The 9,966-nt window shown below is 57.5% G+C and carries 8 protein-coding genes; 4 read left to right on the top strand and 4 right to left on the bottom strand.

Going from position 1 to position 9,966, the window contains the following annotated elements; all coding sequences use genetic code 11:
* Nucleotides 1-567: 567 nt before the first annotated feature.
* Both EFB14_RS30050 and EFB14_RS30045 read left to right on the top strand, forming a co-directional pair.
* Entirely contained in the window at nt 568-876 is a 309-nt protein-coding gene (locus tag EFB14_RS30050; protein WP_125847763.1) for a type II toxin-antitoxin system TacA family antitoxin, read from the top strand.
* Entirely contained in the window at nt 876-1,418 is a 543-nt protein-coding gene (locus EFB14_RS30045) for a GNAT family N-acetyltransferase (protein WP_126830270.1), read from the top strand. The genes EFB14_RS30050 and EFB14_RS30045 overlap by 1 nt, the downstream gene beginning before the upstream one ends.
* A 273-nt stretch (nt 1,419-1,691) precedes the next feature.
* Here the strand turns inward: EFB14_RS30045 and EFB14_RS30040 are convergent, their stop codons facing one another.
* Nucleotides 1,692-3,464 carry an adenylate/guanylate cyclase domain-containing protein gene (locus EFB14_RS30040; protein ID WP_125847759.1) on the bottom strand — a complete coding sequence of 591 codons (1,773 nt, stop codon included), beginning with the start codon at nt 3,462-3,464 and terminating at the stop codon, nt 1,692-1,694.
* 569 nt (nt 3,465-4,033) lie between these two features.
* On the opposite strand from EFB14_RS30040, the gene EFB14_RS30035 reads away from it, so the two are divergent.
* Entirely contained in the window at nt 4,034-5,107 is a 1,074-nt protein-coding gene (locus tag EFB14_RS30035) for a PAS domain S-box protein (RefSeq protein WP_125847757.1), read from the top strand.
* Between the two features lie 15 nt (nt 5,108-5,122).
* On the opposite strand, the gene EFB14_RS30030 is transcribed toward EFB14_RS30035, so the two are convergent.
* Nucleotides 5,123-5,686: a PPC domain-containing DNA-binding protein gene (locus EFB14_RS30030; protein ID WP_126830269.1), complete on the bottom strand. Its 564-nt coding sequence runs from the start codon at nt 5,684-5,686 to the stop codon at nt 5,123-5,125.
* Nucleotides 5,687-6,118: 432 nt separating this feature from the next.
* Nucleotides 6,119-7,675, bottom strand: coding sequence for a phospholipase D family protein (locus EFB14_RS30025; protein ID WP_126830267.1), 1,557 nt, complete (start codon nt 7,673-7,675; stop codon nt 6,119-6,121).
* A gap of 895 nt (nt 7,676-8,570) precedes the next feature.
* On the opposite strand from EFB14_RS30025, the gene EFB14_RS30020 reads away from it, so the two are divergent.
* Nucleotides 8,571-9,455, top strand: a complete 885-nt coding sequence (locus tag EFB14_RS30020) for a DUF72 domain-containing protein (RefSeq protein WP_126830265.1) — start codon at nt 8,571-8,573, stop codon at nt 9,453-9,455.
* A 300-nt stretch (nt 9,456-9,755) separates the two neighbouring features.
* Here the strand turns inward: EFB14_RS30020 and EFB14_RS33200 are convergent.
* Nucleotides 9,756-9,966: hypothetical protein (locus tag EFB14_RS33200; RefSeq protein ID WP_167494744.1), on the bottom strand; the 211-nt coding region annotated here is incomplete at its 5' end.

Genomic DNA, 9,966 nt, shown 5'->3' with positions numbered 1-9,966 from the left:
TTGGACGTATAACCACGAACGGCCCAACATGGGCATTGGCGGCATCACACCCGCTCAGAAACTGAAAATGGCCGCGTGAATTCTACCGCTGAACCCCGCTAAAACGGGGAGGACTACCCCTATGCAATTAGCGAATCGGCGCTTCGTATTCTTCGCGTCCTCCATGGCGCGCAGGAATGGCCAGACACTTTGCCGGCTAGGCTTTGTTCTCGATGCTGTGTATCAACGGCTCGGTGGTTCGAAATCTTTTTCGTGGACTGATATTTACTATCCAGCGATGCAGGAGCTCTGCGTCTAGGATGTTCGAGAAATCAGGCTATTGTGCGGTCGATGTCATCACACAACCGTGGTAGATAAGTTTGGTATCTCGGTGGGCTTGTCTCGGCTAACGATGAGCCGTTGACGGTTCGCCAGCCCCACATGCATGGTGCGCAGGAACCATAGAAGTTGCGCGACGTCCACTGCACGTACGCACACGCGACGTACAAAGATCCGCATACCGACTTGACGGGTACGTCAGTTTGACGTACAAATAGCCACACTGCTACACTCGAATTGGAGGCGATTATGCCTGTTTTCAAAGACATGACTGCCGAAATCGATGAACCAAACGACGCACGTATGGGCTTCCGTACGAAGGCGCGCATCAAGACGGCAATTCAACGCGCTGCTGCGCTGTCCGGTGTAGACGACTCCGCTTTCACGATCAACGCTGCTTATCAATCCGCCATGATGACGATTGCCGCTCATGAACGGACCCTTTTGCAGCCTGCCGATCATGCTGCTTTTTTTGCTGCACTGGACAACCCACCAGAGCCGAGAGATAAACTTAAGGCTGCTTTCAAGCGTCACAGCGAGACTGTCGTTTCAAAATAATGCCGCAAAATGAAACGCCAAAGCCAATCATCGAGCCGCTTGATCCCTCAAAACATGATCGGGCGGCTTTTTCGTGCGGCATTGAGCAGGTCGACAATTTCTTTCAGAAGACCGCAAACAAGCTTCAGAAGAGCGACAATCTTCGTGTTTTCGTGATGACGCAAGACGGCGGCCCAGTGATGGGCTTCTACGCCATCAACAGCCACGCTGTTGATTATACGGAGCTTCCGAAAAGGTTCGCCCGCAACCGGCCCGGACATGGGTCAATTCCCGCGGCCTACATCTCAATGATCGGTCGCGACTTGAAATTCGCTGGCAGCGGATACGGCGGCGACCTGCTGATCGACTGCTTGACGCGAATAGCGCGGATATCGGATGAAATAGGTACGGCGATCGTCATGCTCGATGTCCTGGATTGCGGTGATGCAGAGCGGACCGAGAGACGAGTAAAGCTTTACAAAGAATACGGCTTCCAGCCTCTGTCGACAAACGCGATTCGGATGTTCATCCCAATCGCGACGATCAAAAAGATGTTCGACTAAACCCCTGCCGCTCATGGAGTTCTCGACGGGTCTAGCCTGGTTGCTGCCGCTGGCGGCTTTGAGGCGAACATCGATTGGCTCAAGGAGGGGTGGGGCGAGGTGCCGACAACTTCCTGATCCGCGGCTTCGCGCCCCATGTGTCGGCCGTAGAGGGCGCCTTCGCAGCTTCCTGAAAGCAGATCTTGCTGGAGGTCGTCGTTGCGCCGGCATTGGCTATTGCTCATACTCCGTCCAAATGGCGGCAACAGGTTCAAGATCGGACATTAATCATTGTCATTGTACGACACCGGCCTTGCGCAGCCCCTCGATGACGAGCTCGAAATCGGCGGGGTTCTTGAAGGGCAAGACTTTGCGCCGGTATTCCAAGGAGTAGTCGGGATTGACGCGCAGCACCTCTTGCCACGTTGCGCGAGCCTCTTCGAAACGGCCGAGGTGCCCGTAACAGGCAGCCAGAAGCGCGCGCGAGACATCGGTTACGGGGTTGCGGCTCACGCGCTGCAGCAACAGTTCGACGGCCTCTTCGTACCTTCCCAGTTGAAACAAGGCCCAGGCCTGAAAGTGAAGAACGACATCCGGAAAGTACGGGTTCAGAACCCTCGCACGATCGAAATAGGCGAGTGCCTCCTCGGATCTGCCTGAATAGACAAGTGCCTCGCCGAGGCTGACCTGCCCTTCGGCGAAGTTCGGATTGAGGACTATCGCACGCTCGGCCTCGCTGATGGCTCCATCGTGCTGTCGCGAGTAAAGGTTGACCAGACTTAGCGACCAGTGCGCCACGGGATCGCTATCATCCCGCGCTACCGCCAGCGTCGCAGCCTCTTCGGCTTGCTCGATCGAGCGCTGCGGCAACGCGCTCCACCGGTTCAGGTAGTCGAGCCCGTGGGTAAGGGCGAGGAAGGCGTGCGCCGAGGCGAAGTTCGGGTCCAGTTCGACGGCACGTTGCAAAAGGTCGCGGGCGTCGCTGTTCGTTTGCTTCGTCAGCCGGTGCCACAGCTCCCGGCCACGCAAGAAGCAGTCATACGCCTCGGGGTGCCGGGTCTGCCCCGGTGCAAGCCTTTGCCGATCGCCCTCTGTCAGGTTGACCGCCAGCGCGCCGACGATCTGTTGCGTGACATCGTCCTGAACCGCGAATATGTCGGTGAGGTCGCGATCGAACCGCTCCGCCCATAGGTGCCCGCCGGTGGTTGCGTCGATGAGCTGCGCGGTGATGCGTACCCTGTTCCCCGATTTGCGTACGCTGCCTTCAAGTACATGCCGCACGCCGAGCTTCGTGCCCACCTCCTGCACATGGACGTTCTTGCCCTTGAAAGTGAACGATGAATTGCGAGCGATGACGAAGAGCTGTGACAACTTCGATAGCGCCGTGATGATGTCTTCCGAAATGCCGTCAGCGAAGTAGTCCTGTTCGGCGTCACCGCTCATGTTGGCGAAGGGCAGGACGGCGATCGACAACTTCGACGCCGCTGCCTTCGCCGGTTGGCTCGTCGCGGTTTCCGGGGGCACGGCTAATTTGGTCCCTGCGCTGCCGACTTGCAGCGAATAGACCCGGATCGGCTCGGCAATGTTCTTGAGCTGTGTGCTACCGAGATCGCTGACCGAGAGGTCGAGCCTCGCCTTGACTTGGCGATAGGCATCCTCGGACAGGCAGATCGCGCCCGCTGCGGCGACGCCCTCCAATCGCGAGGCGATGTTGACGCCGTCGCCCATCAGATCGCCATCGCTTTCCTCGACGACGTCGCCCAAATGGATACCGATCCGGAACTCAATGCGACGGTCCTGCGGGACGCCGTCATTGCGCTCCACCATACCGTTCTGCACCTCAATGGCGCAGCGAACGGCGTCCACCACGCTTCGGAACTCGACCAGCGCACCATCGCCGGTGCGCTTCACCACCCGGCCGTGGTGCACGGAGATCGTCGGATCAATGAGATCGCTGCGCAGTGTCCGCAATCTCGCCAGGGTGAGGTCCTCGTCAGCGCCGGCAAGCCGACTGTACCCAACCACGTCCGCGGCCAGGATTGCAGCCAGCTTTCGGTTCTCGCTCATGGCGCTGTCTCCTAGCGTCCACGATAGCAGGGAGACAGAGGGCAAGAAAGAACTTTTAGCCGCTGCTCAAAGCGACCTTGGTTGAGATCGGACCATGCTCATGTGGACGCAGCCGCCATTGTAGCCCCGCGCAATGACTGCTCTGTCATGCTCCCGGCCGTCCAACGCGGTTGTTCCGATAGCCCACTTAGGGTCAAGTCACGACGATGTCCGCGCTCACCCGAATGTCCGCGCGTTGAAGATCCGCAGCCTGAAGTTGCCAGTCCGGTTCCGGCCCCAACACGTCCTTTGGCAATCAGCTTGGAGACGGGTGCGAGCTGGCCCGAAGCCTCGGCCGCTGTTGGGGAAATTGAGATGGATGACTTTATAACAACAGGGTCGTCGGTTCTAATCCCTTCAAGGCGAAGGCATTTTGCCAGCGATCTCGCGTTCGGAAGGCGTCATACAGAATTGCGACTCCTAATATCATTCTGACTATTGTTTGTGGTGTTTAGCGAATATGGTCGGCGGTTCATTAGCGGTCTCGGCCGTCTCGATTTTTGAAAAGTGCGTTGATTGACGGGGCGTAAATGTCGATTTCCGATAACCAGCAACACGAGGGCCAGGCCCAGATCCGTTTGCAACAGCTGGAGGCCGACATAGAAGCTGCGCAGCACGGACATAATGCTGCGGCTTTTCTTGCAGCGATCGTCGAATCCTCCGACGATGCGATCGTTAGCAAGAGCCTCAGCGGAATCATCACGACCTGGAACAAGGGCGCTGAGCGTGTTTTCGGTTATACGGCAGACGAGGCTATCGGCAACCCGATCACGATCGTCATTCCACCCGATCGCCTCGAGGAGGAACCCGCCATTCTCGCCCGCATCCAGGCCGGCGAGCGCGTCGATCACTTCGAGACGATACGACGACGTAAAGACGGTACCCTGATCGATATTTCTCTGACCATCTCGCCTATTCGGGATAGCAACGGAAAGATCATCGGCGCATCGAAAATTGCCCGCGACATATCAGAGCGTAAGCGCGCCGCCGAGCGTCAGGAACTTCTGATGCGCGAGATGCATCACCGGGTAAAAAACCTGTTCGCCATTACCGGCAGCATCATCACCCTTGCGGCAAGGACGGCAAAGACGACTGCCGATCTCGCTGCGGGGATGAAGGACAGGTTGATGGCCCTCTCGCGGGCGCATGAGATGACATTGCCGAGTTTGAACGGTGAGGCCGCGACCGGCGCTCCGGAGACCACCCTCTTTCAGCTTCTGTCGAATATTCTCGCGCCATATGGGCGGGACGGTGCCAATCGTTGGCAGCTGATCGGAGATGACATCGACATCAGCGGCACCAAAATTACAAACTTCGCGCTGCTGTTCCATGAATTCGCGACTAACGCCGCGAAATATGGTGCGCTGTCCGTCGAAGAGGGAAAGCTGGAGATAGCAGCGGCGGTGAAGGGCGAGATCCTCGAGATCGTCTGGCTGGAGAGCAGTGGTCCTCTGCAGCCTACATCAGAGCCACGTTCGATCGGTTTTGGAAGCCGGCTTGAGCAGATAATCGGAAAGAGCGTCGGGGTCGAAATCTCGCGCGAGTGGATGCCGGATGGACTCTCGATTCGCCTGTCCATCCCCCGCCGCGCTATCAGCGACTAAAACGAGCCTCGTGTCTCAACCGGCCGGACCGAGTTGCAGGACGTGGACGGTGATCGAGGCGTCGACGATCGGTTCAAGGCGGTCTGGTAGGGTCATCACATTGATCTCCATCGAACGACGCCCAACCTCCAGCGCCAACGGGTGACCGCAGACCGCTGCGAAGGAAGAGCTGCCGGCGGTTGCGTGCAGATGCGGCAGCGGCTTTCCTTCCTTCCACGCAAGCGAGCCCGTCAAGTTGGTCACCTCAAGGTTTTCATAGGTCTTCGGCTTGTATTCGCGGGCTTCGAAATCGAAGAAGCCGAACGTGATCTGGCCAGCGAACCCGAATCCAGAAAGCATGGCGAAGGTATGTGTTCGTCGACCATCAGCCTTGCCAGGCGGGCTAGCGAATCTGTCTCGCTCGCGCTGGCCGATGCAGGCATTGTTCTGGCGATCGTCATGGCCGCCGAGATGCCTTCTTGTGACAATGGAACAAATGGAGGAAGCACTCGACGGTCTTAACGAAAATCCCTCGGTGCGAGGGCATGGCGGGTCGATGCCGCAATGAATCAGGGTCACGATCGCGGCATTCCGCGACAAGCCCTCGGGCCAGGGCTGTCTTTACCGGGTCCTGCTGACGGCTTGGAGACGCGTACTTCTCTCGCGCGGTAGTCAGGTGGTCCACGTTTGTCTCAGGTGGGATTCGCGTTGACGGACGAAGTTGCGTCAAGGCGAGAAGACAATGATTTTGACGTCGGAAATTTTCATGACTTATCCATTGGCTGAAACCGCACGGGTGGGGTCGTGGCGGAACCGGTTAAGATGAGCCGGTCGCGCGGGTCGGGATGGATCATGGCCGAGAGAAGCGCACGCGGGATCATGCGCCGGGTTGTTGACGACCTGATCGGTCTTACCGGCCTCGATCCAGATGACTGCTTCGCTTAGTCCAAGACCACATTCCCCTACGATCGTGGTATCTTATGCCTTCTCACAGTTCAGCTTGCCCTCTCATGACGAGACCAGTCGTCAGGGTTATAGCTGAGATTCGAGCGGCAACCACTTGATCAGCCAAGCTGTCGCGCGCCGGGCAATCCCGGCATCCGGCTCGCCTCGGAGGAGAGTATTTCTGCCCTCGACGACCTTAAGCCACCGAACGGATCCCTTTTCGAGCGTTAGGGGATAGCTCGAATCCGGATCGGTTTCTACGGCAAAGATCGCGTCCATTCGCTCGACAAGATCCTGTGACTCGAACAGGACACCCATTTCGGTGTTTAAGGATACGGACCTCGGATCGAGATTGAGAGATCCGATGAAGCCGTACTTGCCATCCCTGGCAAAGGCCTTCGTGTGAAGGCTGGCCTGCTTGGAACCGCGCAAGGAGAAGGATCCCATGTCTGCAATCGATTTCAACTCAAAGAGCGCAATGCCGGCTTTTAGCAGGGCGGGGCGGTAGCGCGAATATCCTGCGTGAACTGCGGCAACATCGGTGGCTGCAAGCGAGTTCGTCAGAACGGAAACCTTTACTCCTTTATCGCGTAGCTTCGTCAGCGCCTCGACGCCGCGTTCGCCGGGAACGAAGTACGGCGAGGTGATATGGATGAACTCGGCCGTGCCCGTGATGACCGGGAGCAGCATTCCCATTAGCGTATTTTGCCCGCTGCGCAGCTTCCCGGCCGCCTTCTCTGGCGGATCGGCCAAAACGTCGAGTTTGTCGACCCATATGTAGCGGTCTTCGGCAACGATATGCGTCAGCGATGTTTCATCGCGAACTGGATCAAGATATGGCTGGGCGCGCTGTTCGAAATGAAGGCGTTCCATATTGCGGCGAAGCTTCTTCAGCTTGTTCGCTCTGCGTGACAGAAGCGCACGCACGGGCACGGCAACCGAACTGTTCCAGTAGCCGTCGAACAGACGCTCCGTCTTCGCAACGGCTTCACCGACCATCAAGAGATCGAAGTCCCTGAAGTTAGCGTTCTCCCCGGCATCAAAATACGGATCGCCGATATTGCGCCCCCCGACCATCGCGATCCGGCCATCGGCAATCCATGCCTTGTTGTGCATGCGACGGTTGACGCTTCGGAACCGCAAGGCCATCTCGAGGCCGCGACGTAGGATATTCTCACGTGCCTTTGTGGGATTGAAGAGCCGCAGCTCGATGTTCGGATGACAGTCGATCGCATGGAAGATCTTGTCGGACATGGAGACGCCGAGATCGTCGAGAAGGATCCTCACGCGTACGCCACGGTCGGCCGCCGCGACGACCTCCCGCATGATCAGCATTCCGGTCAGGTCCGCATTCCACATATAGTACATGAGATCGAGGCTGCGCCCGGCGGAACGGGCCGCTAGAAGCCTGGCTGCGAACGCGTCTAGGTTGGAGGTGATCAGGACGAGGCCGCTTGCCGCCTCCCGCTTGTGGCAAAGCCCGGCGCCGTATCGATCAAGCTCGGTGTCGGCAGCGGCAATCTTGAGGACGTGGGAATCGACTTTCTGGACTCGCTTCAGAAACCCGGCATAGCTTGATGCTGCCAGAGCCCATAGGGCTACCAGCGCTACGGTCGCGATGATGGCAATGCCGAACCAACTCACACGATACCCCTGAGCCGCGGCTAGGAAGCGCTATGCTGACTTGATCCGCCCGGGTAAAATAGGGTCACGCGAGTAGCGAGCAAGGTGTCGCCATAAAAGATGCGAAGGAGGAGGGGACAAAGACTAAGGTCGCGACCGAGAAAATGGCGCCGCGACCCAGGCCAAGTTTGAACAGCCCGTTCTGCCAATACCCTCTGCAATCACGGTGGCGCCCGAGGAAACCTCCAGACCACTCGGCTTTTAACTCGCCAGTTCCCTTCGAGCCAGGTGACTGCCTTCAAGGTTGGCGCTGCAGCCACTTACCATCGTTCACCGCCCCAGGTCGGTTGGACGAATTTGGATGTTTCCGACGAGCGCTGCTTGCCTCGATGGTCGAGATCTGTTCGAGCCGCGCCAGCGTGCGTCTCCAGCTTCGGGATCACGCCTTCCTACGCTTGGTATCATCTGGGCGGCAATCGACCTCGTCCAGCGCGAGGACGAGCCGCCTGTGGTTCAATCCCTGGGCGCCATGAATGAGGGAACGAAAGACTTCAAGCAAAACCGTCGGATAGACCTGCGTAGGCCGGAACCCGCGCCCTTTGTCGGAGTTACTCTGGCGAAACCGCTGCTGGCCGTCAGAAACAAGGGAAGAGTTCGATGGAAGTACGAGGTTACGCTGTTGTTGCCTGAAAGGATGACGATATTACCGAGGTGGCCGGGCGAACGCGGAGCTGCAGATGCGGCGGCTGGTAGTCTTCACCAATGAAGGTGAGCTTTCTGGCATTATTTTGCTCGGCGATATCGCAATTTAACATCGGGGATACGTCGCTTCTGCTGCGCTTGAAAACATATCGCAGGACGGTTGGCGGTGCAGCCGAGCGGCCCTTGCGCCGAAAGACCTTCGCACGGATACCAAATGGTAGAGCGCACTGCTGAAGAGATTGAAAGTCGGCGGGTACGGCGCGCCGAGCGCCGCCAAAAACAGCGCGATGCCAATATTGCGCGCGCCGCTAAAATGCATCTAGCCCGTCTGGCGAGCGATCCGCTGATTGTGATCACCTCCGATGACAATGTAGCCAGGCGGGTCCATATTGGCTGTTCCGGGTGGTATTACTGGCACTGGAAGGGCCATTTTTACCCGAACGACGTTCCCTCCAATCAATTGTTTTCGATCTACCAGGACAATTTCAAGACCGTCGAGCTCAATGCCCCATTTTATTCCTGGCCGACGGTGGCAACTGTCAAGACATGGAAACGTCAGGCCGAGCCGAGCTTCGTCTATACCATCAAGGTGTGCGAGCTCATCACGCATATCAAACGCTTCGAAGATACCCACGCCCTCATTGAAGATTTCGGATACATCGCAGACGTTCTTGGAATGCAGATGGGATGTTTTCTGTTTCAGCTTCCACCGAGCGTGCGCTACTCCACAGACATGTTGCAAATGATCTTGTCGCAGCTGGATCCCCGTCGCAGGAACGTCGTCGAATTCCGTCACAAGAGCTGGTGGAATAAGGATGTTTATAGGGCGTTCAAAGCTGCAGGCGCGATCTTCTGTTCATGCAGCGGTCCCCGATTGCCGGATGAGCTTGTTCGGACAGCCGACGACATCTACATCCGGTTCCATGGGATCAAACAATGGTACCGCCATGACTACAGCGATGCCGAATTGACGGTGTGGGCGGAGCGCATCAAGCTGTCTGGCGCTAAGACCGTGTGGGTCTATTTCAATAACGATCGCGATGGTTATTCGATCAAGAACGCCAAGCGGCTTTCACAGCTGATCGACGCATCGGCCTGATGGCCTCTCTTAAGATCGCTGCTGATTTTAGGCGAGTGACGATTTCATAGCAGTCGCGCAAATACCACGTCATCGCTTTCATGCTACCGCCCTCAATGAAATCAGGCGGGCACACCGACTTCGCTTTGGTTAAACGGCGGCAACAGGGGAGGCCCAGCGTGCCGTTGACCCGACCAGTGTTCCGGCGATGGCTTGTATGAAACCGAGGAACTACTGCGAGGGCTGGAATTATTCGGTTGGACTGATGCTTAAATCGTTCAACGCGTGCAAGACCGTGGGCCTCCCTGCCCGGACATGGGTTCAAAGACGCTGGACTTGCGTGGCTCGGATCACGATTTCCTCCTGATCGAAACGAGCCTCCAGCTGTTTTCGATATGCCGCCCACCAGGTTCGGTCGAGATCTTCAGTCATGACTTCGGCAACAACGATCACGTCATGCTCAACCTCTCCATCAACTTCCCACAAGCCTTCAGCGGGTGAATTCACATATAATGTAACGCCGCCAAATTGT

It is taken from the genome of Rhizobium fabae, from assembly GCF_003985135.1.
GTDB classification, from domain to species: domain Bacteria; phylum Pseudomonadota; class Alphaproteobacteria; order Rhizobiales; family Rhizobiaceae; genus Rhizobium; species Rhizobium pisi.
Note: the sequence above shows the minus strand (reverse complement) of the source record. Positions and strands in the feature narration are given on the sequence as shown.

What these genes read in the sequence shown, in the direction of transcription:
- EFB14_RS30045 (WP_126830270.1), top strand. Translation starts at nt 876, where the DNA reads ATGCCGCAAAATGAAACGCCAAAGCCAATCATCGAGCCGCTTGATCCC.
- EFB14_RS30050 (WP_125847763.1), top strand. Translation starts at nt 568, where the DNA reads ATGCCTGTTTTCAAAGACATGACTGCCGAAATCGATGAACCAAACGAC.
- EFB14_RS30040 (WP_125847759.1), bottom strand. Translation starts at nt 3,464, where the DNA reads ATGAGCGAGAACCGAAAGCTGGCTGCAATCCTGGCCGCGGACGTGGTT.
- EFB14_RS30020 (WP_126830265.1), top strand. Translation starts at nt 8,571, where the DNA reads ATGGTAGAGCGCACTGCTGAAGAGATTGAAAGTCGGCGGGTACGGCGC.
- EFB14_RS30035 (WP_125847757.1), top strand. Translation starts at nt 4,034, where the DNA reads ATGTCGATTTCCGATAACCAGCAACACGAGGGCCAGGCCCAGATCCGT.